This window comes from Microbulbifer mangrovi, from assembly GCF_002009015.1.
GTDB classification, from domain to species: Bacteria; Pseudomonadota; Gammaproteobacteria; order Pseudomonadales; family Cellvibrionaceae; genus Microbulbifer; species Microbulbifer mangrovi.
The window spans coordinates 1-24,734 of sequence record NZ_LZDE01000304.1 but is presented as its reverse complement, the minus strand read 5'-3'; the positions used below and the strand labels follow the sequence as shown (position 1 = coordinate 24,734).

General features: G+C 58.3%; 19 protein-coding genes, 1 tRNA gene and 1 riboswitch. Of the genes, 18 read left to right on the top strand and 2 right to left on the bottom strand.

The genetic code is table 11. The features are described 5' to 3' along the window. The first annotated feature begins 189 nt into the window (after window positions 1-189). The 4 genes from B4U49_RS09370 (at window position 190) to B4U49_RS09355 (ending at window position 6,130) form a co-directional block, all read left to right on the top strand. Window positions 190-1,731, top strand: coding sequence for a Re/Si-specific NAD(P)(+) transhydrogenase subunit alpha (locus tag B4U49_RS09370; protein WP_078084333.1), 1,542 nt, complete (start codon window positions 190-192; stop codon window positions 1,729-1,731). A gap of 12 nt (window positions 1,732-1,743) precedes the next feature. Beyond that, on the top strand, window positions 1,744-3,141 hold the full coding sequence (gene pntB, locus B4U49_RS09365; protein ID WP_078084332.1) for a Re/Si-specific NAD(P)(+) transhydrogenase subunit beta: 1,398 nt from the start codon (window positions 1,744-1,746) through the stop codon (window positions 3,139-3,141). Window positions 3,142-3,293: 152 nt separating this feature from the next. Continuing rightward, window positions 3,294-5,297: a hypothetical protein gene (locus B4U49_RS09360; protein ID WP_078084331.1), complete on the top strand. Its 2,004-nt coding sequence runs from the start codon at window positions 3,294-3,296 to the stop codon at window positions 5,295-5,297. Window positions 5,298-5,356: 59 nt separating this feature from the next. Next, complete coding sequence (locus B4U49_RS09355; protein WP_239692543.1) at window positions 5,357-6,130, top strand: rhamnogalacturonan acetylesterase; 774 nt, start codon at window positions 5,357-5,359, stop codon at window positions 6,128-6,130. A 90-nt stretch (window positions 6,131-6,220) separates the two neighbouring features. Here B4U49_RS09355 and yhbY read toward each other — a convergent pair whose 3' ends face one another. After that, window positions 6,221-6,526 carry a ribosome assembly RNA-binding protein YhbY gene (gene yhbY, locus B4U49_RS09350; protein ID WP_078084329.1) on the bottom strand — a complete coding sequence of 102 codons (306 nt, stop codon included), beginning with the start codon at window positions 6,524-6,526 and terminating at the stop codon, window positions 6,221-6,223. Between the two features lie 95 nt (window positions 6,527-6,621). Between yhbY and rlmE the strand changes: the two genes are divergently transcribed. The 10 genes from rlmE (at window position 6,622) to B4U49_RS09300 (ending at window position 17,849) form a co-directional block, all read left to right on the top strand. After that, window positions 6,622-7,242 (top strand): 23S rRNA (uridine(2552)-2'-O)-methyltransferase RlmE, encoded by a 621-nt coding sequence (gene rlmE, locus B4U49_RS09345; protein ID WP_078084328.1) that lies wholly within the window; start codon window positions 6,622-6,624, stop codon window positions 7,240-7,242. Between the two features lie 212 nt (window positions 7,243-7,454). Then, window positions 7,455-9,365, top strand: a complete 1,911-nt coding sequence (gene ftsH, locus B4U49_RS09340) for an ATP-dependent zinc metalloprotease FtsH (RefSeq protein WP_078084327.1) — start codon at window positions 7,455-7,457, stop codon at window positions 9,363-9,365. Window positions 9,366-9,522: 157 nt separating this feature from the next. Next, on the top strand, window positions 9,523-10,365 hold the full coding sequence (folP, locus tag B4U49_RS09335) for a dihydropteroate synthase (protein WP_078084326.1): 843 nt from the start codon (window positions 9,523-9,525) through the stop codon (window positions 10,363-10,365). A 61-nt stretch (window positions 10,366-10,426) separates the two neighbouring features. Then, window positions 10,427-11,767 carry a phosphoglucosamine mutase gene (glmM, locus tag B4U49_RS09330; protein WP_078084325.1) on the top strand — a complete coding sequence of 447 codons (1,341 nt, stop codon included), beginning with the start codon at window positions 10,427-10,429 and terminating at the stop codon, window positions 11,765-11,767. Window positions 11,768-11,909: 142 nt separating this feature from the next. Further along, the gene (tpiA, locus tag B4U49_RS09325; RefSeq protein ID WP_078084324.1) at window positions 11,910-12,647 is read left to right on the top strand and encodes a triose-phosphate isomerase; all 738 of its coding nucleotides are present in this window, start codon (window positions 11,910-11,912) and stop codon (window positions 12,645-12,647) included. A 62-nt stretch (window positions 12,648-12,709) separates the two neighbouring features. Then, window positions 12,710-13,138 (top strand): preprotein translocase subunit SecG, encoded by a 429-nt coding sequence (secG, locus tag B4U49_RS09320; protein WP_078084323.1) that lies wholly within the window; start codon window positions 12,710-12,712, stop codon window positions 13,136-13,138. Window positions 13,139-13,172: 34 nt separating this feature from the next. Further along, a tRNA-Leu gene (locus tag B4U49_RS09315) sits at window positions 13,173-13,258 on the top strand. 219 nt (window positions 13,259-13,477) lie between these two features. Then, the gene (locus B4U49_RS09310) at window positions 13,478-14,182 is read left to right on the top strand and encodes a DUF4145 domain-containing protein (RefSeq protein ID WP_078084322.1); all 705 of its coding nucleotides are present in this window, start codon (window positions 13,478-13,480) and stop codon (window positions 14,180-14,182) included. A 293-nt stretch (window positions 14,183-14,475) separates the two neighbouring features. Continuing rightward, window positions 14,476-15,660, top strand: a complete 1,185-nt coding sequence (locus tag B4U49_RS09305; protein WP_078084321.1) for a hypothetical protein — start codon at window positions 14,476-14,478, stop codon at window positions 15,658-15,660. Beyond that, window positions 15,657-17,849, top strand: coding sequence for a hypothetical protein (locus tag B4U49_RS09300; protein WP_078084320.1), 2,193 nt, complete (start codon window positions 15,657-15,659; stop codon window positions 17,847-17,849). The genes B4U49_RS09305 and B4U49_RS09300 overlap by 4 nt, the downstream gene beginning before the upstream one ends. Window positions 17,850-18,048: 199 nt before the next feature. Here the strand turns inward: B4U49_RS09300 and B4U49_RS09295 are convergent, their stop codons facing one another. After that, window positions 18,049-18,768 (bottom strand): YebC/PmpR family DNA-binding transcriptional regulator, encoded by a 720-nt coding sequence (locus B4U49_RS09295; protein ID WP_078084319.1) that lies wholly within the window; start codon window positions 18,766-18,768, stop codon window positions 18,049-18,051. Window positions 18,769-19,016: 248 nt separating this feature from the next. Between B4U49_RS09295 and B4U49_RS09290 the strand changes: the two genes are divergently transcribed. From B4U49_RS09290 to moaA, 4 genes are all read left to right on the top strand, one after another. Next, a complete protein-coding gene (locus B4U49_RS09290; RefSeq protein WP_476703368.1) occupies window positions 19,017-20,327 on the top strand; it encodes an NCS2 family permease in 1,311 nt (436 codons plus the stop codon). Window positions 20,328-20,413: 86 nt separating this feature from the next. After that, window positions 20,414-21,721 (top strand): glycerate kinase type-2 family protein, encoded by a 1,308-nt coding sequence (locus B4U49_RS09285; protein ID WP_204903018.1) that lies wholly within the window; start codon window positions 20,414-20,416, stop codon window positions 21,719-21,721. A gap of 164 nt (window positions 21,722-21,885) precedes the next feature. Further along, a complete protein-coding gene (pyk, locus tag B4U49_RS09280; RefSeq protein WP_078084317.1) occupies window positions 21,886-23,370 on the top strand; it encodes a pyruvate kinase in 1,485 nt (494 codons plus the stop codon). 154 nt (window positions 23,371-23,524) lie between these two features. Further along, a riboswitch (molybdenum cofactor riboswitch) is annotated at window positions 23,525-23,664 on the top strand. Beyond that, the gene (gene moaA / locus B4U49_RS09275) at window positions 23,648-24,631 is read left to right on the top strand and encodes a GTP 3',8-cyclase MoaA (RefSeq protein ID WP_204903017.1); all 984 of its coding nucleotides are present in this window, start codon (window positions 23,648-23,650) and stop codon (window positions 24,629-24,631) included. (Overlaps the previous riboswitch by 17 nt.) Window positions 24,632-24,734: the final 103 nt, after the last annotated feature.

Sequence of the window (24,734 nt, the reverse complement as noted above, 5' to 3'; positions counted from 1 at the left end):
CGGATTTAGTTTTTCCGGGAAAAATTGTTTTTCCCGGAGATGACCGCTTTCACGCCAAAATCGGATTTCACTGATGACGGCATGTGTTAATCGGGATTAAATATCAGCGGTACACAAAAAGGCCCAGAAAATCGGGTCGGCTCATTTTCAGAGTTTTATAAAAAAGACAATTTAACGGGAGCACAAACGGTGATTATTGCCATACCAAAGGAGACCGCACCGGGCGAGGCGCGGGTCGCGGCATCGCCAGCCAGCGTAAAGCGTTTGCAGGCGCTGGGCTTTGACGTTGTCATCGAACAGGGGGCCGGTGAAGCAGCCAGCTTCCCCGATGCGGAATATGAACAGGCCGGGGCCAAGCTGTGTGCCAACGCAGCAGAGTGCCTTAGCCAGGCGGGCATCGTACTTAAAGTACAGCAGCCCAATGACGCCGAGCTGGACCTGATTCCCAGCGGTGCCACCCTGGTGGCATTCCTGAAGCCTGCGCAGAACGAAGCGCTGCTGAAGAAGCTGGCGGACAAAAACATCAACGCGCTGGCAGTGGAATCCATTCCACGTATTTCCCGCGCGCAGAAAATGGATGCGCTCAGCTCCATGGCCAACATCGCCGGCTACCGTGCGGTGATCGAGGCGGCCCACGAATTTGGTCGCTTCTTTACCGGTCAGATCACCGCCGCGGGCAAAATTCCCCCGGCCAAGGTGCTGGTCATCGGTGCCGGTGTTGCGGGCCTTTCCGCCATCGGCACCGCGAAAAGCATGGGTGCCATCGTGCGCGCCTTCGACACCCGTCCGGAAGTCCGCGAGCAGGTGGAGTCCATGGGGGCGGAATTCCTCACCGTGGAAATCGAGGAAGACGGTTCCGGCACTGGCGGTTACGCCAAGCAGATGTCCAAAGAGTTTATCGATGCCGAGATGGCCCTGTTCCGCGAGCAGGCCAAGGAAGTCGACATTGTCATCACCACCGCGCTGATCCCCGGCAAGCCGGCGCCGAAACTGTGGCTGGCGGACATGGTGGAAACCATGGCCGACGGTTCCGTGGTTGTGGACCTGGCCGCGGAAATGGGCGGCAACTGTGACTTTACCGAAGCGGACAAGAAAGTCGTCAAGAGCGGCGTGACCATCCTCGGTTACACCAACCTGGCGAGCCGCGCGGCCACCCAGTCCTCCACCCTCTACGCCACCAACCTGTGTCACCTGTTGACCGACATGACACCGGAGAAGAACGGCGAGATCGTCATCAACTTCGAGGACGAAGCGGTCCGTGGCGCCACTGTAGTGAAGGAAGGTGAAATCACCTGGCCGCCGCCCGCGCCGAAAATTTCTGCCGCGCCGCAGCAGAAAAAACCGGAGCCGCAGATCGAAGTGGAGCCCAAGCCGGAGAAAAAATCTTCACCGCTGTCCCTGGTAGCCTTCTGGGCCGTGGCCGGCGCACTGTTGCTGGCCCTGGGTAAATCCGCACCGGCGGACTTTGTTGCCCACTTCACCGTGTTTGTGCTGTCCATCTTTATCGGCTGGCAGGTGATCTGGAACGTATCCCACGCCCTTCACACCCCGCTGATGAGTGTGACCAACGCCATCTCCGGCATCGTGATCATCGGTGCGCTGCTGCAGGTGGGGGCCACCGGCTCCTTCCTCGTCACCATCATGGCGTTCATCGCGGTACTGTTTGCCAGTATCAACATATTCGGCGGGTTCTTCGTTACCCACCGCATGCTCAAAATGTTCCGTCGCTAAGGAGAAACAGACATGAATAGCGTAATTTCCATGGCTTATCTGTTTTCCGCGGTGATGTTCATCCTGAGCCTCGGCGGACTGTCCACACACGAAACTGCACGTCGCGGTAACTACTACGGCATGGTAGGTATGGCGGTTGCCATCATCGCCACCGTGGCCGGTATCACCAGCGGTGCCTACCTGCCCGTCGCCATCGCCATGGGCGTGGGTGCGGTGATCGGTATCCATCTGGCGCGCAAGGTCGAAATGACGGCCATGCCGCAGCTCGTTGCCCTGCTGCACAGCTTCGTCGGTCTCGCCGCCGTGCTGATCGGCTGGGGCGGCTACCTGGATCCGCGGATCAATCTCGAAGGTGCTGCGCACATCGTGCACAACTCCGAGATTTTCATCGGTGTATTCATCGGTGCCATCACTCTGACCGGTTCCATCGTTGCCTTCGGCAAGCTGCAGGGGCTGATCTCCGGTAAACCGCTGATGCTGCCGGCGCGCCACTGGCTGAACCTGATCGCCCTGGTGATCTGTGTAGTGCTGGGTGCCCAGTTCATCCCGGCGGATGTGAGCAACGCCACCATCATCAACCTGCTGGTGATGACCGGTATCGCGCTGCTGCTGGGTATCCACCTGATCGCGGCGATCGGCGGTGCGGACATGCCGGTAGTGATTTCCATGCTGAACAGCTACTCCGGCTGGGCCGCAGCGGCCACCGGTTTCATGCTCAGTAATGACCTGCTGATCGTGATCGGCGCTTTGGTCGGTTCCTCCGGTGCCATCCTCAGCTACATCATGTGTCGCGGTATGAACCGTTCTTTTGTCAGCGTGATCCTGGGCGGTTTTGGTTCCGACGGCGCTGTTGCCTCCTCCGACGGCGAGGAAGAGGGTGAAGCGGTAGCCACCACCCACGACGAGCTGGCAGATGACCTGAAAGCGGCCAAGAGCATCGTGATCGTACCCGGCTTCGGTATGGCCGTGGCCCACGCCCAGCAGGCGGTGAGCGATCTCACCGACAAGCTGCGCAAGGCCGGCAAAACCGTACGCTTCGGTATTCACCCGGTTGCCGGTCGCCTGCCCGGACACATGAACGTACTGCTGGCGGAAGCCAACGTGCCGTACGACATCGTGCTGGAGATGGAGGAGATCAACGACGACTTCCCGGAAACCGACCTGGTGCTGGTGATCGGCGCCAACGATACCGTCAACCCGGACGCGGTAGAGAAGCCCGGTTCCCCCATCGCCGGTATGCCGGTGCTGGAAGTGTGGAAGGCGGGCAAAGTGGTGGTGCTGAAGCGCTCCATGGCCTCCGGCTACGCGGGTGTTGCCAACCCGTTGTTCTACAAAGACAACTCCCGCATGCTGTTCGGCGACGCCAAAGACAGCCTGCAGAGTGTCCTCGGCAAGCTGAATCCGGCCTGATTTGTTCAGGGTACGGTAAGGCCCAGCCAGGAAACGGCCCCGCGAGGGGCCGTTTTTTTATGTCTGAATGGCTGCAATGCAGGAGTCTCGCCCATTGGTCAGGCCGGTGGTAACCTATGCCACCAGAGCACTAACTATAAAAAGATCTGATCATGGCAACCGCAACCCGATACCCGTATTCCTGGCGCTGCGCCTTAAAAAATCCGTTGAAGCTTCCTCTGGGGATTATCGCCCTCGCTGCGCTGACCGCTTGCGGTGGCGGCGGTGGTGGAGGATCAGATAATGACGATTCCGGTTTCACCCCGCCCCCGATCAACCAGGCCCCATCGGTGCTGACCCTCACTGGCGACGAAAGTGCGCAGGCCGGGGATTCCGTGGGGGTGGTGGCGAGCCTGTCGGAGCAGGGCTACAACCGCTTTGTGTGGGACCAGCTGGCGGGACCGGATGTGGAGCCCCTCGCTGGCAACGGCTCTGCCGGTATCAGCTTTGATGCCGTGTTCAGCGGCCAGTACAGCTTTCAATTAACCGCCAGTAATCCTCAAGGGGACCAGCAGACCGCAACCTTTGATATTTCGGTCGGGTCTGCAGCGAGCAGCGGCACCCGCGTACAACTGCGCGCGGACCGCTCGGTAAGCGAGGGTGCCGAATTCTCCCTGCGCCTGAATGCCAGTGAGTCCAGCGGTGCCAACCCGTCGTGGGAGTTCAACCAGGTTTCCGGTCCCACCGCGCAAATGTACGAGGACGATTCCGGCCAGCCGCTGGTATTTATTACCGCACCGGAGGTCACCGGTGATCAGGTGCTGGTGTTCGAGGGGACCCTGACCACCAGTGCGGGCTCTTTCACCGATATCGCCTACGTGGTGGTGCAGGACCGTCCCGAGGTAACCAGCGAATACTTCTGTGATGGCGATGGCGACTACTGTGCGAAAAGCTCGCCACTGAATAACGTGTATACCTACCGCGCCAACAGCCCTTACCGGGATTACCTGGCGGACTGCGTTTTCTCCAACCAGCTGGTGGACGAGAGCCTGTGCACCCTGCGCGACCTGCCCGCAATCGGTATGCAAAGCAGTGCGCCTACCGTGGACCAGATCATGGATCACGTGCTGGTTTCTCACGACTGGATGGGCGCGCGCTTTGAGCGCTTCCTGCGCGAACTGGATCCCCACGGTGACTTCGCGCGCATGTTGCGCGCTACCACCGCGGTGGTCATCTCCAGCGATGTGCGCCCCTCGTTTTACTGGTCGCTCACCGGCGCCATCTACCTCGATCCCGACAGCCTGTGGCTGACCCCCGAGGAGCGCGATGTGATCAACGAGCAGCCGGACTACCGCAGCGGCTTCGGCTCCGCGCTCAACTTCGTGACGCCCTGGCGCTACGTGAAAAACAACACCTATGCCTTCTCTTACTACTATCCGGCGGATCGCTTTACCCGGAGCTTCCGCGAGCTGGAGGCGGACCTGGGATCACTGCTCTACCACGAATTGGCCCACGCCAACGACGCCCTGTCCCAGAACAAGATCAACAGCGGCCTGGACCTGGACGACATCTTCTTCAACCAGGCCCACGATAGCGCCTTCGTCAACGAATCGGTGACCGCGGTCAATGGCATGACATCCTCGGAGCTGTACGCGCTGGCGGATGTACGCTACCGCGGTGCCGAGGCTACCCTCGAGCAGCGCTCCTACACCCCCGCAGATGTGGCCGGGTTCTTCTTTCCCGATACCGCCAATGATTTCTACAGCTACACCACCCCGTGGGAAGACACCGCGATGCTGTTTGAAGAGACCATGATGAGTCTGCGTTACGGCATCAAGCGGGACATCGCCGTGACCAATATGCCGGTCCGCGCACTGTCGGCGGACGATTACCAGGTGTATCAGGGGCAGCGCGGCCGCATCGGCGATGATCGCGTCAGCGCGCGCGCCAGCACTGCAGTACAGGGTCTGCTGCCGGAAGCCTGGGCGCAGGCGGACGCGCATCTGCGCACCATCTCCCCGATTGCACTGTGTGCGGGAGAGGGCTGGGGGCAGAACCTGAACCCGGCCTGTGTCGGCGAGTCCGGTCCGTTGCGCTTTGCTGCACCGTTGCCGAGCCGCGCCATTCCGATGCCTACCGAGCGTCCGCGCAGCTTCCTGCCGCCGACCCGGTTCTGAGCACTGCCGTTACCGATTAGAAAAACGACAATTCACCCACAATGACGACGAGAGATGTTATGAAGTTTTTGAAGCATTGGGCTGCCGCCGGTGCGCTGGCAGCAGCCAGTGGCGCATTCGCCGCAGACACCGGGACCACCATTTTCATGGCCGGTGACTCCACGATGTCCATCAAAGAGATCAAGGATTACCCGGAAACCGGCTGGGGCGTACCCTTCGCCGTGTTCTTCGGTGATGACATCAAGGTGGAAAACCGGGCCATGAACGGCCGCAGCACGCGCACCTTTATCGAGGAAGGGCGCTGGAAAGGGATCATGGACGAGCTGCAGGCAGATGATTACGTGATCATCCAGTTCGGCCACAACGACGAGTCCGAGCACAAGAAAGACCGCTACACCACGCCAGAGCAGTACAAGACGAACCTGTCCCGCTTCATCAACGATGTGCGCGAGGCCGGTGCCGAGCCGATCCTGATGTCACCGATCACCCGTCGTTACTTCGACGGCGATAACACCATCAAGCACACTCACCCCTATGCGCCGCTGGTGCGGGAAGTGGCGAAGAGTGAAAAAGTGGAATTCATCGATATGGAGCTGGTGACCCGGGAATACTTCCAGGCCATGGGCGATCGCGATTCAGCCCTGCGCTTTATGCACATTGCCCCGGGCCTGCACCCCAACTATCCGGTGGGCGTGCGCGACGATACCCACCTGAACCACATGGGCGCGCGCGAAGTGGCGCAGCTGGTACTGGCGGAACTGCGCAAGCGCGAGCACCCGCTGAGCAAGCACCTGCGCACCCCGGATCCGAAGCATTTAGCGCTCAAATACTGAAACTAACGTAAGTGATGAGAAGGGGCGGGCAGAAGAGGTGCTCGCCCCGGCCCCAGACCCGGTTGCAGGTCTGTGGCCGCAGCGGGGCGATCAGGGACGCAGCAGGTTGGACAGGCGGGCGTTGGGCTTGCCGGCCTTGCGGAAGATCAGCGCAATCTTGCCGATCTCCTGCACCAGCTCGGATTTGCTCTGTGCGCACAGTTCGGTGATCAGTTCACGGCGCGCATCGCGGTCATTGACCGCCAGTTTGACCTTGATCAGCTCGTGATCCTCCAGCGCGCGATTCAGTTCTTCCAGTACCCCTTCCGTCAGTCCCTTGTCGGCAACGGTAACAATTGGCTTGAGGCTGTGGCCGCGTGCGCGCAAGGCTTTTTTGCGGTCGGCTGTTAAAGGCATACAATACTCCATCCTTAAATTTAACCCATACTCGGGTAAGCAAGCGCGGGATACCAGCGCGGACAACCCCAGAAATTAGTGATGTATTGTAACTGATGGCCCGATCAAAGAGCAGCCACCGCTGGCTGCGTGAACATTTTAACGACCACTACGTCAAACAGTCCCAGAAAGAGGGCTACCGCTCGCGCGCGTCCTACAAACTGCAGGAGCTGCAGGACAAGGACCGCCTGATCAAGCCGGGCATGACGGTGGTGGATCTTGGCGCTGCACCCGGGGGCTGGTCCCAGGTGGCGGCAGAACTGGTCGGCCACAAAGGCCGGGTTCTTGCATCGGACATCCTGCCGATGGACGCCCTGGCAGGGGTAGATTTCGTCCAGGGTGACTTCACCGAGGAGGAGGTCTTCAACGAGCTGCTGGAAAAGCTCGGGGAAGAGCGCGCCGACCTTGTGATTTCCGATATGGCCCCCAATATGAGTGGAGTGCGTGCTGTGGATCAGCCGGCCTCCATGTATCTGGTGGAGCTGGCCGTGGATATGGGGCGACAGGTCCTGAAGCCCGGCGGCGCATTTGTCGCCAAGGTGTTCCAGGGCGAAGGCTTTGATGAACTGATCCGCGACCTGCGCAGTCAGTACCAGACCGTCGTTACCCGCAAGCCCGGTGCATCCCGCCCCCGCTCCCGCGAAGTCTATGTGGTGGCACGGGGCTTCAAGGGCTGAGCCGGCACTTTCTCAAGCGGTTTGGGTCAATGCTCCCACTGTGGTAAAAGTGAAGTAGTACAAGCACTAACGGGCCCTTTACAGGGCCACTTTTGTGCCCGGATGACCGGGACGACAGATATACGATTTTCGCCGCCTATACTGGGTGGAATGGAATTACCGGCTAAGGCACAAGCCGAGGCGTAGGCAAGAGGGCATACCCTTTGAATGATATGGCAAAGAATCTGGTTTTGTGGCTGATCATCGCGGCAGTACTGCTGATGGTCTTCCAGAACTTCAAGCCGCAAACCAGGGACGAGTCCCTCAGCTATTCCGAGTTTGTGCAGGATGTGCAGGCCGGTCAGGTGAAGAATGCGCTGATTGATGGGCTGGTGATTACCGGCGAAAAAGCCGACGGCAGTCGCTTCAAGACCATCCAGCCGCAGATCATCGACGACGAACTCACCAACGAACTGGTGCGCAGCGGCGTTCAGTTCAATGGCCGTGAGCCCGAATCCCCCAGCATCTGGCAGCAGTTGCTGGTCGCGAGCTTCCCGATCCTGATCATCATCGCCGTGTTCATGTTCTTCATGCGCCAGATGCAGGGCGGTGCCGGCGGCCGTTCCGGCCCCATGGCATTCGGCAAGAGCAAGGCGCGTCTACTGGGCGAAGACCAGATCAAAACCACCTTCGCCGACGTGGCGGGTGTGGATGAAGCCAAGGAAGACGTACAGGAACTGGTAGAGTTCCTACGCGACCCGTCCAAGTTCCAGCGTCTCGGCGGTGCCATTCCCCGCGGCGTACTGATGGCGGGTCCTCCCGGTACCGGTAAAACCCTGCTGGCCAAGGCCATCGCCGGTGAAGCCAAGGTACCGTTCTTCTCTATTTCCGGTTCCGACTTCGTGGAAATGTTCGTGGGTGTGGGTGCCTCCCGGGTGCGCGACATGTTCGAGCAGGCCAAGAAGCAGGCCCCGTGCATCATCTTTATCGACGAGATCGACGCCGTCGGCCGCCACCGCGGTGCCGGTGTGGGCGGTGGCCACGACGAGCGCGAGCAGACCCTGAACCAGCTACTTGTAGAGATGGACGGCTTTGAAGGCAACGAGGGCGTGATCGTCATCGCCGCCACCAACCGCCCGGACGTACTGGATAATGCACTGCTGCGCCCCGGCCGTTTCGACCGCCAGGTATTTGTAGGCCTGCCGGATATCCGCGGCCGCGAACAGATCCTGAAGGTCCACATGCGCAAGGTGCCGCTGGACGAGAAGGTGGACCCGCAGACCATTGCCCGCGGTACCCCCGGCTTCTCTGGTGCCGATCTCGCCAACCTGGTGAACGAGGCCGCGCTGTTTGCCGCCCGCGCCAACCGTCGCATGGTCACCATGGACGAGTTCGAGCGCGCCCGCGACAAGATCATGATGGGTGCCGAGCGCAAATCCATGGTGATGAACGAGAAAGAAAAGACCAATACCGCGTACCACGAAGCCGGCCACGCCATCATTGGTCGCCTGGTGCCGGAGCACGATCCGGTACACAAGGTCACCATCATTCCCCGCGGCCGCGCGCTGGGTGTCACCCAGTTCCTGCCCGAGGAAGACAAATACAGCCTTTCCAAGCGCGCGCTGGAATCCCAGCTGTGCTCCCTGTTTGGCGGCCGTATCGCAGAAGAGATGACTCTGGGCATCGACGGTGTGACCACCGGTGCCTCCAATGACATCGAGCGCGCTACCGATATCGCCCGCAACATGGTCACCAAGTGGGGCCTGTCCGAGAAGCTCGGCCCGCTGCACTACGGTGAAGATGACAGCGGTCAGCCCGGCCACGGCAACCCGATTTCCGGCAAGACCTCCAACGAGATCGACGAGGAAGTCCGCCGCATCATCGACAGCTGCTACGACCGCGCGCAGAAGCTGCTGGAAGACAACCGCGATATTCTGGAGGCGATGAAAGACGCGCTGATGGAATACGAGACCCTGGATGCGGAGCAGGTGGACGACCTGATGGCCCGCCGCAAGGTGCGCCCGCCCAAGGACTGGCACGACAACGACTATACCGGTGGCGGTCCCGCCGACGATGTGTCGGAAGCCGATGACAAGCCGAAAGACAGCGACACCCCGGTGGGTGGCCCGGTCAACGGCCACTGAGCTGAGCGCTTCGTCGCAGAAGATGCAGTAAAAATGGGTGTACAATGCACCCCACGCGAAGCGGGCCTCAGGGCCCGCTTTGTTTAACTGCGATACCCGTCCGGCGATAAGCCCCGGCCCAGCCCAACCCCGTTCACGAACACGTCCCGATACGCCTATGAAGTTGCTCTGCGGAACCCGCACACTGGATCTTTCCCGTCCCCAGGTGATGGGTATCCTGAATACCACGCCCGATTCTTTTTCCGACGGCGGCAGCTACTACGCCGGCGGCGGACTGGATATCGAGCTGGTATTGCGCCGCGCGGAACAGATCGTCAGAGAGGGCGGTACCATCATTGATATCGGTGGCGAGTCCACTCGTCCGGGCGCCGCCCCGGTCACCGAGCAGCAGGAGCTGGAGCGTGTGGTGCCCGCGGTAGAGGCCATACTGCAGCGCATGGACGTGGTGATTTCGGTAGATACCAGCACCCCATCGGTGATGCGGGAGTCCGCTGCGGTCGGCGCCGGCCTGATCAACGATGTGCGCGCGCTCACCCGCCCCGGTGCGCTGGAAGCCGCCGCTGCCACCGAGCTGCCCGTATGCGTTATGCATATGCAGGGACAGCCCGGCACCATGCAGTCCAAGCCCGAATACACCGATGTGGTGGCGGAAGTGCGCGCTTACCTCGATCAGCGCCTCGATGCCTGTATCGCCGCCGGTATCCCCCGCGAGCGGGTGATCTACGACCCGGGCTACGGCTTCGGCAAGAACGACGAGCACAACCTGGCCCTGTTGCGCAGCCAGCAACAGCTGGCCCCGGCAGATATTCCCCTGCTGGTAGGCCTGTCACGCAAATCCATGATCGGTCGCCTGCTGGAACGCGAAGTCGACGAGCGCCTCCCCGGGAGCCTCGCCCTGGCCATGCTGTCCGCCCAGCGCGGAGCACACATCATCCGTGTGCACGATGTGGCAGCCACCGTGGATGTGCTGAAATTACAGCAGATGGTGGATAACTCCTGAGGCGCAGGGGTCTACTGACTGGGCAAAGCCTGTCCGGCAAGATGTAAACAAGAGTGATGAGATGACAAGAAAATATTTCGGCACCGATGGAATCCGTGGCCAGGTAGGCGAGGGCGCCATCACCCCAGACTTCATGCTGCGCCTCGGCTACGCCGCCGGCAAGGTTCTCGGTGCCAACGGCAGCGGTCGCAAGCGCATCCTGATCGGCAAGGACACCCGCGTCTCCGGCTACATGTTCGAAGCCGCGCTGGAAGCGGGCCTGATCAATGCCGGTGTCGATGTCGGCCTGCTGGGCCCCATGCCCACCCCGGCCATCGCCTATCTCACCCGCACCTTCCACGCCCAGGCGGGGATCGTGATCAGTGCCTCGCACAATCCCTATCAGGACAACGGCATCAAGTTCTTCAGTGCCGACGGCAGCAAACTGCCCGACAAGGTAGAAGCGGAGATCGAGGCCGCCCTCGACCTGCCCATGGAAACCGCCAAGGACCTGGGCAAGGCCTGGCGCATCGACGACGCCGTCGGCCGCTACATCGAATTCTGTAAAGCGAGCACTCCCTGGCGCTACTCCCTGCAGGGACTCAATATCGTGCTCGACTGCGCCAATGGCGCGACCTACCACATCGCGCCCAAGGTATTTCGTGAGCTGGGTGCAGAGGTGCACGCCATCGGCATCCAGCCGGACGGCGTCAACATCAATCTCGAGTGCGGTTCCACCAAGCCCCAGCAACTGCAGAAGGCGGTAGTAGAGCGCGGCGCCGACCTGGGTATCGCCTTCGACGGCGACGGTGACCGGGTCATGTTCGTGGACAAAAACGGCACCCTGATCGACGGTGACCAGCTGCTGTTCCTGATTGCCATCCACCGCCAGCAGTTCCTCGGCGGCTGTAGCGGTGTTGTCGGCACCCAGATGAGCAACTACGGCTTCGAGCTGGCCCTCAAGGACCGCGCCATCCCGTTCAATCGCGCCAAGGTCGGCGATCGCTACGTACTGGAAATGATGTACAAGAACGGCTGGACCCTGGGCGGTGAATCCTCCGGTCACATCGTGTGCACCGACGTCACCACCACCGGTGACGGCATCATCTCCGCGCTGCAGGTACTGCGCGCGGTGAGCGACTTCGGTGAGCCCCTGGACCAGCTCACCGGTAAAATGGAAATGCTGCCCCAGCATATGATCAATGTGCGTCTCGCCAGCCGCGACGGCGTGCTCGAGCACAGCGACGTGCAGGAAGCCGTGGCCCAGGTGGAGACCAAGCTGGCCAACAGCGGCCGCGTACTCCTGCGCCCCTCCGGCACCGAACCCCTGATCCGGGTCATGGTTGAGGGAAAAGACCCGGAGACCGTCAAACAGCTGGCCGGCGAGATCGCCAAGGTCGTGGAGCGGGTGGGTAACAACTGAGCGCCAGCTCAACCCTGTCCGCGATCGACACCCGATCCGGGCAGGGCAGCGGAAGCCTTTGAAAAATCAATAAATATCCGAAAACGCTGGTTGTATGTTACCGGCAATACCGCTAAGATTTGCGCCCCTTGGAGGAGCACCCATGCGTAAAACCCTGGTAGCTGCCAACTGGAAAATGCACGGCACCAAAGCATTTGCCGAGCAACTGTTGGCCGAGCTGAACAGCGGACTTGAGTCCGAAAAGTGCTCTGCACAAGTGGTGATCTGCCCGCCATTCCCGTATTTGGGCGCGGTGGCAGACAGCATCGGCCAGGCCGCCCTGGGGGCACAGAACCTCAGCGAGCAGTCCTCCGGTGCCTTCACCGGCGAGGTCTCCGCGGAGATGCTGGTGGATTGCGGCGTACGCTATGTGATCGTAGGTCACTCGGAGCGCCGCAGCCTGTACGGCGAGAGCAGCGAGCTGGTTGCGTCCAAGTTTGCCGCCGCCAAGGCCGCGGGTCTGACCCCGATTCTCTGCGTAGGCGAAAGTCTCGAAGAGCGGGAAGCCGGCAAAACCCTGCAAGTGGTTGCCGAGCAGATTCAGGCAGTAAGCGCCCTGGACCTGCCGGATACCTGGCAGAATGCCGTAGTCGCCTACGAGCCCGTATGGGCCATCGGGACTGGCAAAACCGCCACCCCGGAGCAGGCGCAGGAAGTGCACCAGTATATTCGCCAGCAACTGGGCGAAGCCGGTGCCGAGACGCAGATCCTCTACGGAGGCAGCGTCAAAGCGGCCAACGCCGCAGAGCTGTTTGCCAAAGCGGACATTGATGGCGCGCTGGTAGGCGGCGCCTCACTGAAGGCAGACGAATTTACCAAAATCTGCTGCGCAGCCGACTGAGCGACGCAGCGGGTTAAAATTTTTTGAGCAAGGGCTAGGCCCGGTAGCAGGTTTTCTGGACAATGGAAAAACTGGTTTTAATCGTACACATCCTGACTGCGCTGAGCATCATCGGCCTGATTTTGCTGCAGCAGGGCAAGGGTGCGGAAGCAGGTGCCTCCTTTGGCGCAGGCGCTTCCAACACCGTATTTGGCAGCCAGGGCAGCGGAAATTTCTTTTCCCGCTTGACTGCAATTATGGCGACGGTATTCTTCGTCACCAGCTTCGGCCTGGCCATCCTCGCCAGCCGCGATGAAGCACCGGCAGCCGACGGTATTCCGCAGGTTCCTGCAACAGTAGAATCCCGTGAGCCGGCAGCGACCGAAGGCGACATCCCTGAAATTCAGGAACAAGCCCCGGCCGCAGACGACCTGCCCGCAGTAGAAGAAGCCCCTCAGGCTGAACTGCCGGAAGCAGGCGAAGAAGCAGAAACTGAGGAGCAGCCTCAGTAAGCCGCAAGGCTAAATCAAAAACTGTAAAGTTTTTGCCCAGGTGGTGGAATTGGTAGACACGCTATCTTGAGGGGGTAGTGAGCTATGCTCGTGCGGGTTCAAGTCCCGCCCTGGGCACCATCATACCGAAACCCGGTAAGCATTCGGGCTTCGAAGTATCGTTAAGGGTCGTGATGTAACAGGCTATTGTTGCATCTCGGCCCTTTTTTATTTCTGTTGTTGGATATTCGGGGCGCTGCCTGAGGTGGTCGGTAGCTAGGGTGCTGTTGATTAGTCCTCAACATGATTTAAAGTGCTGATGATGACTAAAGGCTCGGTATCCACTGCGGGAATATGTAGATGGCTGAATTGGTGGCGAATTGCCCAAGGTGTGGGGCGGAACAAATCACATTTGACGTCTTGGGGCAAATCTTGACCCATGTTGAGTACGACTGGAAGCGCTGGTTTGAGGCGTTTTGTCATTGCCGCCGCTGCTCACTCTCCACTGTATTTGTGCTGGCTCAGAAGAATTATTCTGAGTCTAACCTTTTCCAAAATTTGGCGGGCTTGGGTTACGCAATTAATTCTATTGTCAGTATAGAAGGTTATATCTCGGAAAAGGATAGAGCAGCTGAGGAGCCCCCAGAACACCTCCCTATCCAGATAGATTCCGCTTTTAGAGAAGGTGCTTCTTGTATGGCCATAGGATGTAATAACGCTGCTGCGACGATGTTCCGTCTCTGCATTGATTTGGCTACAAAAAGCATGCTGCGGGAAGAGAGCTGTGGATTAAACAGTAGGATTCGGCGGAATCTAGGGCTCCGGCTTCCATGGCTTTTCGAGCAAAATATTTTACCTGCAGCGCTTCAGGATCTCTCTACCTGCATCAAAGACGACGGAAATGATGGAGCGCATGAGGGGGATCTGGGAAAGGAGGAGGCGGAGGATATTCTAGACTTCACCTACGTTCTTCTTGAGCGCCTATATACAGAGCCAAAAAGAATTGAGCTAGCCCAAGAGCGTCGAGTGGCAAGAAGGAGGCGTCCTGCCCCTGCTGCTTCCTAAGGGTGGGGGCGCGTCGTGTCCAATTTTGTACTTTTCAGGCAGATCTCCCGGCTAAGCCACGAAAGATTGGTGTTTACCTTCATTCCCGACACTCGCACCCTTTGGAGACAGTGAGCAGGATGTCAATGTGCGGCGTGAGCTGCACTACGCGTTCGCCGCAACATTGCAATGGGCGGAGTGGTCCCGCCGAAGAAATTTCACGTGTTAAGTAAAGCAATAACAACTTCGGCGAATACTTCATAGCGACTAGTGTTGGAAGCCAGGGAAAAGCTAAATTCAGGAGAGCTGCACTGATGGATTTCCCCAAAACCATTTCTATTGAGGCTTGTGAGCAGTTTCTAGCGAAACTGAACGAGAGCCCGGAGCAAATATTGCAACTGCCGGTCGATACTTCCGCACCGGCTTTCGGAGGGCTGGCAAGCGCAATTCAAGCCTCCAATACCTGGATGAGGTATGCGGGGCAGAGAAAGCTATTGCTGCGGTCAAGCACTTCACGTGATGTCTTACTCGATATCAACGAGCGCCCCCATAAATTCTCCGCAGCTATGTGTGCGACATCCATAGCCATGGCAGACAATCCGGAAGATGACCTGCGGCGTGAAGTAAATCTAAGGGCCAAATTTGCCATTGAAGAACAGGGCAAAAGTCCTTTTGGTCAACAGCGTGGCCGCCTATGCTGGTTCGCTTTTGTTGATCATAGCTCCAAAGCATTTGATCGAAATTTTTATATCGAAAAGCCGGGCAGCAATGCAGAGCCTCGGCAGCCAGAGCAAATTAGGGCTGTAATCAAGGCGATGATCGACAAGTCAATGGGAATCGCCGGTGGTGCAAAATCCTTGTCTGGCGATGCATTGGAATGTATAGGCCGTCTGTTTTTCGAATTGTTTCTAAATACTCATGAACACGGTAGTAGAGGGGAGTCTCGCACCGATTGGCTGCGACCAGGGCTCCGTATTCTCTATGTGCAGGGTGTTAATCTGAGTCAGGAAGGTAGTGACAATATAACTGAAAAACAGCCTGCGTTGCATCAATACGTGGCGTCCACTAAGGCTCAAGGGATGCGTGATCAAAAACGATTTGTTGAAGTGGGTATTGTCGATTCTGGTCTTGGTTATTGTGGGCGCTGGCTGGCAGATCACGATGAATCATCAACTCCTTGTAAGCTGACGATTGAGGAGGAGTATCGGATTTTCAAAAAGTGTTACCAGTTTCGCCAGACGTCGACTCAGCTTGACTCTAAGGGTAACGGCTTGCCAGTGGTTATGGATAGACTCACTAGGCTAGGTGGTTTTATTAGGGTTCGAAGTGGTCGCTTAGCGTTGTACCGCAACTTTATTGATTCTCCTTATCAAATTAACGACGAGTGTGGTTTTTACGATTGGGTCAGTGGCAATACTGGTGAGTGTTGTCTCACCACAATGCCTTCGTGTGTTGGAGTCTCTACAACTCTTCTGATTCCGCTGGAGGCGAAATCGTGAGTGAATGTTTTACTTTCCGATTTGTCGAGCCCGAAGATCAACAGAGAAAAAGCCTCGCCATATTCACTGAATATAAGGTTGGCCTAGATGCGATATCAAGAATTCTGAAGCAGGACGTGACAGATAATCTTGTTCCGAAGAATGTCTATCTCATTACGTCTTCCCAGGAAGGGTATTCCTTGCAGGAGTGTATGCAGGATAAAGCCTTCATAAGTGAGTTTGATTCTTACGTAGGTGAGATAAATACACGCATGCATTGTATGGCCAGCAGCCCAGATGGTTCGCTCGCTTATTGTGATGGCCGCATAGTAGGAAGCAGTTTATCAGCCAGTATTCTTCAGGGCGGTATGCTGGAATTGTTTAAGAAGCATGGCGGGTTGATAGTTTCTAATCCAGCCTATCATTTCGTTAAGCCATCAGGGGCTCATTGTGATAAATTTATCCGTGCCTCTAATCTCCTAGTTTCTAGTGGCGAGGTCTCTTTTCTAGCGATTTCTCTGTTGCCCCACTTTAAGCCAGACTTAAAGCGAATTTATGTTGATACATCGTCAATTGCATTTTTAGTTAGTATCGCAACCCGACTATATTCAAATTTCGAAAATAGTGCCCCTGCAATCGAGAGTTTTGAATCGTACGCAGCACTTAATCATTCTTATGATTTTATTGAGGATAGCTCAAGCCTGATTTTAATTTCGGCAACTACCAGTGGGACACTGGCAGAAAGCTTGCTCCGTAAAATAAATATTCCAAAAAGTCAAATTGTTACCCTGTTTCATGTCAATCTTCCAGCTGATCAATTAGGGATTTTTGATGTTTCGAGTGCTATTGAAGGCGGTCTGACCTCCACTAATGCATTGCAATGCGAGTTTTGTAGGCGAGGCTCAAAACCTATCCGCATAGCAGGTGATCAGTTTCTTCCTGAAAACCCAAAGCATGAACTGCTAGTTATACGGAAGCCTGATTTTTCTGCAAATCGGGAGGATTTTTTTAGGCAGTTCGCTGCTGCACGTGTATTGCAGTGGAATCAGGTTGCCACTTCTAGTAGTGGTGTAAAGGAACACTTTTATATAGACGTAAAAGCAGCTCTGGAGAGAGAAGTTAAAACGTTTTCAAGTGCGCTGGAAAAGGCGGCCAAGCGGTATATTTCCAAAGATTTAAAAACGGTAATTACTCTTGATGACCCTGGATCGAAAGCTTTATATAAAGCGATTAAGCCGCATATCGAGCGAGGATCTGGCGTCGAAGTTGAATCGAAAATCAGGCACCTGACGGCGCTTGAGTTAAGTGAAATCGATTTAACAGGATCGGGCTCTGTAATGGTAATTGCGGGTGTAATTACCTCTGGCAGGAGCTTACTGGCCATTGCCCGAAAGCTACGCTGCATTGATCCATCATCTACGATTGTCTATTTTGTCGCCTTTTCCAAGTTGCCGGCTCACGACGTAAAGGTACAACTTGGAAAGGATTTGAAGCAAGGGGGGCATGAGTTTGTTGTTTTGGATGAATGCCCTGTTCCACGTATCAAGGAATACAATAAAACTGCATGGGATTGGGAGCGTGAAAAACTAACTCCGTTTGGCGAAGATGACCCGATGGGTGATGAAGATGCAGCATTGCCACTATTGCTAGATACCCGACGAAGTGAAGTTATAGCGGATTCTATTGATTCAGATGGACTTTTTTTGCCAAATTCTAAAGGAGAAACATTAAAACTGCGTCGCACTTTTGCGTTCTGGTCAGACCTTGGTTTTGATGAGGCGCGTCTTGATCAGACTTCACAGGCGGATGTGTATTGGACTATCCAGTGCGTTTTACATGACTTGCGCACGAAAAGTGAGAGCGGTGGGCTTGCTACAGCTTATCATACGACGTTGATTAGTCCTGCTAATTTCGATCGTTATAACGACGGGGTTATTCAGGCCTCCCTTTTGCGCTCTGCGCACCCCGTGGAGCTGGATTACCGAGTAGATCCTGTCTTTAGTCGCCAAATGACAGATGTCTGTTTGTCAGTAATTCGGAACTGGGATAACGACCAAGGTGAAGCCGTTTTGGAATTTTTGATGGCACTTTGGTCACGTCGAATGCAATTGCTAACAAAGCACATAGATGAACTTTTGAATTGCCGTTCTGATGGCATGCCAGAAGTAATCCAATTTTTATTGGCTCGGTTATCCAGCATGAGAGAATAAACTGTCTCAAATACGTTCTTATAGAGTAATCAGCTACAAGTTTAGTTTGGAAGCTGAGCATGATAGGTGCTTTTCAGCAGATCCCGCAGACAAGCCTTCGAGGGAAATTGGAAAGTAGTATTTGTCAGAGCAAGTATTGGTTGGTGGGGGGTGGTGTGACCAGTGAAACTGCTATCCAGCTTCACTGGTAAAAAGTAAGTTACAAATTTTCCACATTATGATAAACCGCCTGAACATCCTCCAAATCCTCAAGCATATTCATAAACTTCTCAAACAACGCCACATCATCCCCACTGATCTGGGTATACGTCTGCGGCACAAACTGAATCTCGTCCACTTCAAAGTCGATCTCACCAAACGCATCAATCAACGCCTGTTTGGCTTTGAAGTAATCCGTGTGCGGCGCGAATACGGAGAGTTTGCCGTCTTCATTCTCGATGTCGGTGACGTCGACATCCGCTTCCATCAGCGCTTCGAGTACCGCCTCTTCATCGTCGTGCTTGAACACGAGGATGGCCAGGTGATCGAAGCTGTGGCTGACGGAGCCTTCGGTACCGATCTTGGTTTTGGTTTTGGTGAAGGCCTGGCGCACGTCGCCGAAGGTGCGGTTGGGGTTGTCGGTGAGGCACTCGATGATGGCCATGCAGCCGCCGGGGCCGAAGCCTTCGTAGCGGGCGCGGGCGAAGTCTTCACCGGCGCCACCCTTGGCCTTGTCGATGGCCTTCTCGATCACGTGGGTGGGGACCTGCTCTTTCTTGGCGCGCTCGATCAGGCTGCGCAGGGCCAGGTTGCCGTTGGGGTCGACGCCTCCAGACTTGGCGCTCACATAGATCTCACGACCGTAGCGGCTGTAGACCCTGGCCTTCATGTTCGAGGTCTTGGCCATTGACTCTTTACGGTTCTGGTAGGCTCTGCCCATGGGTGTGCTCCGGTAACGCTGGGTGTTGCGGTGGGGTTGTTTGTTAGCTGTGTATTAAAGTTGCTTTGTCAGCAAAGCAGGCGATTTTACTGGGGCGCCGCGACTAATAGAAGTCACGCAGAGGTCACGGGAGAAGCCGGTGGTAGGCCGGGGAGGGCAGTGGTGGTGGGCACCCCGGCTTATTTTGGCCACAATAATGGTTGGGGCCGCGTTTCGTGTGCCCCGCAATCCACCTGTCGGAGAACCCTGTGCCTCAGCAGCCGAACAATTTGATGGAGCGTATGTTTGCTCTACAAGCCCATGGAACCACGGTACGCGGTGAACTGCTGGCGGGCCTGACCACCTTTGTCACCATGGCCTATGTGGTGTTTGTAACGCCGAACATGCTGGCGGGCACCGGCATGGATCATGGCGCCATCTTTGTCGCCACCTGCTTGGGCAGTGCCATCGCCTGTTTCCTGATGGGGCTTTACGCCAACTGGCCGGTGGGGCTGGCGCCGGGGATTGGGCTGACGGCTTTCTTTGCCTATTCCGTGGTCGGTGAGATGGGCTACCCCTGGCAAGTGGCGCTGGGGGCAGTGTTTATTGCCGGTGTGCTATTTGTGGGGATGAGCCTGTCGCGGGTGCGCGAGTGGATCATGAACAGTATTCCCATGTGCCTGCGCTATTCCATGGGTGCCGGTGTGGGGTTGTTTCTGGGTCTCATCGGACTGAAAGCGGCGGGCATTGTGGTGCCCAATGAGGCGACGCTGCTGTCCCTGGGGTCCTTTCGTGAGCCGCCGGCGCTGCTGGCGGCGCTGTGCTTCCTGTTAATTGCGGTGCTAAGTTTCTGGCGGGTATTCGGCGCCATCCTGATCAGTATTCTCGTAGTAACCGCCATCGGTCTCGGCCTGGGGATAGTGCAGTACGGCGGGATGGTATCCGCGCCGCCGAGCCTGGCGCCGACATTTATGCAGATGGATATCCTCGGCGCTCTCGATCTGAGCATGGTCAGCGTGATCCTCGCGTTCCTGTTTATCAATATCTTTGATACTGCCGGTACCCTGATGGGGGTCGCACATCGCGCCAACCTGATTGAGGCGGATGGCACTATCGAAAAGCTGCCGCGGGCGCTGAAGGCCGACAGTACCTCCAGCGTGCTGGGAGCTTTTCTCGGGTGTCCGCCGGTGACGAGTTTTGTGGAGAGTGCCGCAGGTGTGGCCGCCGGCGGGCGCACCGGGCTGACGGCGGTGACAGTGGCAGTGCTGTTTGTGCTGTGTGTGTTCTTCGCGCCCCTGGCGGGCATGATCCCGGCCTATGCCACCGCGGGTGCGCTGATCTATGTGGCGATGTTGATGATGGGTGGTATGTCCCACATCGACTGGGAGGATCTCACCGATGCCATTCCGGCGGTGGTGACCATGATCATGATGCCGCTGACCTTTTCCATCGCCAACGGCATTGCCCTCGGCTTCCTCACCTATACCGCGCTCAAGTTGTTTACTGGCCAGCGCGAGCAGATCTCTCCCAGCCTGTATATCCTGAGCGCGATCTTCCTGGCCAAGTTTGCGTTTCTCTGAGTGCGCGGATTTAAGGAACAGGCGCGGGGCGGAACCGATTTTGCAAGAAATGGGAAGACCGCATCAAAATCAGGGAGACGATCCAGTTGAAACAGTTGCCGCCAGTCCATGCCGATATGAATGAATCCGAGCTGTCCCGGTGGTTGCAAGACCTCGCCGGGCTCGCGGTAGAGGCTGTACACCCCGACAACCTGATGCCTGGCAACCTGCCCGCGCCGGGCCGAAAGACCGTGGTGGTGGGGGCCGGCAAGGCCAGCGCTGCCATGGCCGCAGCACTGGAAACCGCTTGGGGCCGGCAGTACCCGGAGGCGGAGATTTCCGGGTTGGTGGTTACTCGCTACGGCCACGGGGCCCACTGCGTGAATATCGAGGTGCTGGAGGCATCTCACCCCATGCCGGACAAGCTGGGGGAGGTGGCAGCCACGCGAATGCTCGATGCCGTTGCCGACCTCACCGAAGAGGACCTGGTGATCGCGCTGATCTCCGGCGGCGGATCCGCACTGATGAGCTTGCCCGCACCGGGGCTGACCCTGGAGCAAAAGCAATCCATCAACCGCGCACTGCTGCGCTGCGGTGCGCCGATCAGCGAGATCAATACGGTGCGCCGGCACCTGTCCGCGGTAAAAGGCGGGCGCCTTGCTGCGGCAGCGCATCCGGCGCGCGTGGCCACTTATCTGATTTCCGATGTACCGGGAGACGATCCCACCCTGATCGCCTCCGGCCCCACGTTGCCAGACCGCTCCACCCCCGCCGATGCCCTGGCGATCCTGGAGCACTACCGCATAGAGGTTGCGCCAGAGGTGCGCGCGCTTCTCGAGTCCGCCGGCGATTGCCCCAGTCCCGATGATTTTGCGTTCTCTGCCGACATCGTGTCGGTGCTGGCGAAAGCCGCGGACGCGTTGGAGTCGGCCCGCGATGCGGCACTGGCAACAGGGCTGGACGTGCGGGTTTTAGGGGACAACCTCGAAGGTGAGGCGCGGGAGCTGGGCGCGGAGCACGCCGCCCTGGCGCTGACCTGCAAGGGCGCATCCAGCCGGCCATTGCTCCTGCTTTCCGGCGGCGAGACCAGTGTCACGGTGACCGGCAATGGCCGCGGCGGGCGCAATGTGGAGTACCTGCTGGGGCTGTTCGCGGCGCTGGAGGGTGCTGCTGGTATCTATGGCCTGGCCATCGATACCGATGGCATTGATGGTTCGGAAGACAACGCCGGGGCGTTTTTCGCCCCCGGCGACTGGGCCCGGATGCAGGCCCAGGGACTGGATCCCCAGAGCTTTCTGGTCGGCAACGACGCCTATAGTTTTTTTGCCGAGCTGGACAACCTCATCGTCACCGGGCCTACCAGAACCAATGTGAATGATTTTCGCGCCATCCTGATCCTGCCCACGGACGCATAATCGCTTTACCGGGTATCGATGGATACAGCATGGAGATTGCTGACTAAGCTGTGTCTATAAGTTCCGGGGCCGCTCACGGATCGTTTTCCGCGAGTGCATAAATTCGCCCCGGCGCCGCCCGCTGGACCCAGCGCGGGCGGTGTGAACCTGCCCGAGAGGACCTCATGGAGCCAATGCCCGAATTCCATCCCGCCCGCACCGCCAACCCACTGCGCCGTACCAAGATCGTTGCCACCCTCGGCCCCGCCAGTGACAGGCCCGGTGTGCTGGAGCAGCTGATCAGCGCCGGTGTGGATGTGGTGCGCCTGAATTTTTCCCACGGCACCGCGGACGACCATCGCAAGCGCCTGCAGCAGGTGCGCGAGATTGCCGATCGCCTGGGCAGGACGGTCGCGGCACTGGGGGATCTGCAGGGGCCGAAAATCCGCATCGCGCGCTTCCGCAATAGCAAGGTTATCCTGCAAGAAGGCGATCCCTTTGTGCTGGATATGACGCTGGGCACCAACGATGGTGATGAACAGCGGGTCGGCTGTGACTACAAGGACCTGATCCGCGATGTGGCCGCCGGCGATGTGCTGTTGCTGGACGACGGCCGCGTGATCCTGGAGGTGAAGGAGGTCGGCGAGCAGCAGGTACACACCACCGTGCTGGTGGGCGGGCCGCTGTCCAACAACAAAGGCATCAACAAGCAGGGCGGCGGCCTCTCCGCCGCAGCCCTGACCGACAAGGACAAGGCCGACCTGAAAACCGCAATCGATATCGGCGTCGACTACCTTGCCGTGTCCTTCCCGCGCAGTGCCGCGGACATGCAGGAGGCACGGGAGCTGCTGGGGGAAGCCGGCAAGGACATCGGTCTGGTAGCCAAGGTGGAGCGCGCCGAGGCGGTGGCGGAAGACGAGACCCTGGATGAAATTATCCGCGCCTCGGAAGCGGTGATGGTCGCCCGCGGCGACCTGGGCGTGGAGATTGGCGATGCCGCCCTGATCGGTGTGCAGAAACGCATGATCAAGCGTGCGCGCCAGCTGAACCGAGCGGTGATTACCGCCACCCAGATGCTGGAAACCATGATCACCGCGCCCCTGCCCACCCGCGCGGAGGTATTCGATGTGGCGAATGCGGTATTGGACGGCACCGATGCGGTCATGCTGTCTGCGGAGACCGCCGCCGGTGAATACCCGGTGGAAGCGGTGGAAGCCATGCACCGCTTGTGTCTGGGTGCCGAGCGCGAGCGCTCCGCCCAGGAATCCGGCCACCGCATGCACCAGGGGTTCAGCCGTATCGACGAGACCATCTCTCTATCCGCCATGTACGCCGCCAATCATATGGAAGGGGTCACCGCCATCGCCTGTATGACGCAGACCGGCTACACGGCGTTGATCGCCTCCCGCATCCGCTCCGGCCTGCCCATCGTCGGCCTCGCACACGACCCGGTGGCCCAGCGGCGTATGGCCCTGTACCGCGGCGTGGTCTCGGTACTGTTTGTGCCCGGGGAAGATGAGGGCGACCGCGAGCTGAACCAGCGTGCGCTGCAGACCCTGAAGGACCGCGGAATAGTGCAGAGTGGGGACCACGTCATCCTGATCCGCGGTGACCTGATGCAGTCCCACGGCGGCACCAATACCCTGAAAATCCTCCAGGTAATGGAGTGACCGGGCGTCCGTACGGAATACGCATCCCGCGGCGCGTTTGCACGGCGACCATCGAATCCGGTTAGAATGGGGCAACCGACACAGCGCGCCGGGTCGCGCTAATCTTGAGGAAGAGGGCAGCTACACTGACTGCAACCGCAAAATCGTAAACTGAACACAACAACCACACCGAGCCTGTATCGCTAAGTCACTGATATGCGTTGCAGGCCGCGGGCGGCTCCGCCAGCCCGCCAGGGTCACAAGGGAAACCGAGTGGCCTCCCGCATTTGGAAAGGTGATGAAACAACACGACATACTGCAGGACGGTCACGGCCGTCGCTTCTACTATTTGCGCCTGTCCGTTACAGACGTCTGCAACTTCCGTTGCGACTACTGTCTGCCAGACGGCTACCAGGCGCGCCACAACCAGCCCGACCTCACGGTCGCCGAAGCCGCTACCGTCATGCGCGCCTTCGCCCAGCTGGGCACCCGCAAAGTGCGCCTCAGCGGCGGCGAACCCTCGTTGCGCAAAGACCTGCCGGAACTCATCCAGGCCGCCAGCCAAACCCCCGGTATCCAGCGCGTTGCCGTCACCAGCAATGGCTACAAACTGCCCAGCGTCATCGACAGCTGGCAGCAGAACGGCCTCGACCAGCTCAACATCAGCATCGACAGCCTCGACGCAGCGGAATTCGCCCGCGTCACCGGCCACGACTGCCTGCCCAAAATCCTCACCGGCATCGACCGCGCCCTTGAGCTCGGCATCCAGACCAAAGTCAACGCCGTACTACTCAGCGACGGCGCCCACGCGCGGCTGCAACAGTTCCTGGGCTGGCTCAAAACCACCCCGGTCACCCTGCGCTTTATCGAGCTCATGCAGACCGGCGACAACCGCGACTACTTCGCCAGTAACCACCTGCGCGGCGCAGAGATCGAACACCAGCTGATCGAAAGCGGCTGGCAACTACTGCCGCGCCCGCTCGACGCCGGCCCCGCTCGCGAATACGTCCACCCGGACTACGCTGGCCGCATCGGATTGATCACCCCGTACAGCAAAGACTTCTGCAGCAGCTGCAACCGCCTGCGCGTCTCCGCCCAGGGCAAACTGCACCTGTGCCTGTTCTCCGATGCCGGTCTCGACCTGCGGGAAACCATTAGCACCGGCGATGCCAACGCACTGGCGGAAAAAGTCAGAGCCCTGATTGGCAACAAAGAAGTCAGCCATTATTTGCAGCAGGGCAACACCGGTGGCACCCAGAACCTGTCGATTATCGGCGGCTAAATAGTATGAGTTCGAACGCCCACCAGCTTACGAAGTACAAAAGCCAGAATTGAAGATCGGGCGTCGGGTGAAGGGTTTCAGGATCGTCGCAAACAGGATGTTT

Excerpts from the sequence above, each read along its gene's own strand:
- B4U49_RS09310 (WP_078084322.1), top strand. The coding sequence starts at position 13,478 with ATGGCTGAATTGGTGGCGAATTGCCCAAGGTGTGGGGCGGAACAAATC.
- secG (WP_078084323.1), top strand. The coding sequence starts at position 12,710 with ATGGAAAAACTGGTTTTAATCGTACACATCCTGACTGCGCTGAGCATC.
- pyk (WP_078084317.1), top strand. The coding sequence starts at position 21,886 with ATGGAGCCAATGCCCGAATTCCATCCCGCCCGCACCGCCAACCCACTG.
- rlmE (WP_078084328.1), top strand. The coding sequence starts at position 6,622 with ATGGCCCGATCAAAGAGCAGCCACCGCTGGCTGCGTGAACATTTTAAC.
- glmM (WP_078084325.1), top strand. The coding sequence starts at position 10,427 with ATGACAAGAAAATATTTCGGCACCGATGGAATCCGTGGCCAGGTAGGC.
- pntB (WP_078084332.1), top strand. The coding sequence starts at position 1,744 with ATGAATAGCGTAATTTCCATGGCTTATCTGTTTTCCGCGGTGATGTTC.
- folP (WP_078084326.1), top strand. The coding sequence starts at position 9,523 with ATGAAGTTGCTCTGCGGAACCCGCACACTGGATCTTTCCCGTCCCCAG.
- tpiA (WP_078084324.1), top strand. The coding sequence starts at position 11,910 with ATGCGTAAAACCCTGGTAGCTGCCAACTGGAAAATGCACGGCACCAAA.
- moaA (WP_204903017.1), top strand. The coding sequence starts at position 23,648 with ATGAAACAACACGACATACTGCAGGACGGTCACGGCCGTCGCTTCTAC.
- B4U49_RS09295 (WP_078084319.1), bottom strand. The coding sequence starts at position 18,768 with ATGGGCAGAGCCTACCAGAACCGTAAAGAGTCAATGGCCAAGACCTCG.
- B4U49_RS09360 (WP_078084331.1), top strand. The coding sequence starts at position 3,294 with ATGGCAACCGCAACCCGATACCCGTATTCCTGGCGCTGCGCCTTAAAA.
- ftsH (WP_078084327.1), top strand. The coding sequence starts at position 7,455 with ATGGCAAAGAATCTGGTTTTGTGGCTGATCATCGCGGCAGTACTGCTG.
- yhbY (WP_078084329.1), bottom strand. The coding sequence starts at position 6,526 with ATGCCTTTAACAGCCGACCGCAAAAAAGCCTTGCGCGCACGCGGCCAC.
- B4U49_RS09305 (WP_078084321.1), top strand. The coding sequence starts at position 14,476 with ATGGATTTCCCCAAAACCATTTCTATTGAGGCTTGTGAGCAGTTTCTA.
- B4U49_RS09355 (WP_239692543.1), top strand. The coding sequence starts at position 5,357 with ATGAAGTTTTTGAAGCATTGGGCTGCCGCCGGTGCGCTGGCAGCAGCC.